The organism is Rhodobacter sp. P2_H5 (assembly GCF_056403335.1).
The window spans coordinates 1-896 of record NZ_JBFUFS010000086.1; the positions used below are offsets into that span (position 1 = coordinate 1).

General features: G+C 65.3%; 2 protein-coding genes. Both read left to right on the top strand.

What is annotated here, in order from left to right; translation table 11 throughout:
• The coding region (locus AC1DVR_RS23615) for an ABC transporter permease subunit (protein WP_478003065.1) at nt 1-272 on the top strand (272 nt) is incomplete at its 5' end.
• Nucleotides 251-896: ATP-binding cassette domain-containing protein (locus AC1DVR_RS23620; RefSeq protein WP_478003066.1), on the top strand; the 646-nt coding region annotated here is incomplete at its 3' end. The genes AC1DVR_RS23615 and AC1DVR_RS23620, both read left to right, overlap by 22 nt.

Sequence of the window (896 nt, forward strand, 5' to 3'; positions counted from 1 at the left end):
GGCATATCCTGCTGCGCCATGTGCTGCCCAATGCCTCGCGGTCGGTGATCACGCTGGCGGTGCTGCAATTCGGCCTGTCGATCCTGGTGATCGCAAGCCTCGCCTTCCTCGGCTACGGCGACCCGCCCCCCGCTTCGGACTGGGGCCTCTTGATCGCCATTGGCAAGGATTACCTGAAATGGCCCTGGCTGGTCTACGCCCCCGCCTTCGTCACCATCCTCACCGTTCTTTCACTCGACAGGATCAGCAGATGGCTGCGCAAGACCAACTGACCCCGCACCGGACCCCTCCCTTGCTGCGGGTGGAAAACCTTTCCGTCGCCTATGGGAAGAACGAGGTTGTCCGGGATGTAAGCTTCCAGCTCGGCCGCGGCCAAAGCCTTGGGCTGATTGGCGAATCCGGCTCTGGAAAATCGACCATCGCCCGTGCGGTGCTGCGCCTTCTGCCGGGCCTCGGCCAGGCGCGCGGACGGGTCGAGCTTGCCGGACAAGAGATCCTCTCCCTGCCCGAGCGCCGCTTTCGCCCCCTGCGCGGTCGCAGCGTGGGCTTTGTGCCGCAAGACCCCGGCCATGCCCTGAACCCGGTGCGCAAGATCGGCGCGCAGGCGCAAGAGGCGGCGGCCCTGCTCTCGGACATCGCCCAACCGCACCGCAAGGCGTTGATCCTGGAAACCTTCGCCAAGGTCGGTCTCGACAATCCGGCACGGGTCTATGACAGCTATCCCCATCAGCTTTCGGGCGGCATGTTGCAGCGCGTGCTGATCGGCCTCGCCATCCTGCCGCGCCCGGCGCTGCTGGTGGCGGACGAGCCGACCTCGGCCCTGGATGTGACGATCCAGAAGCGCATTCTCGACCTCTTGTCGCGGCTGAAAGAGGATCTGGACATCAGCCTTTTGC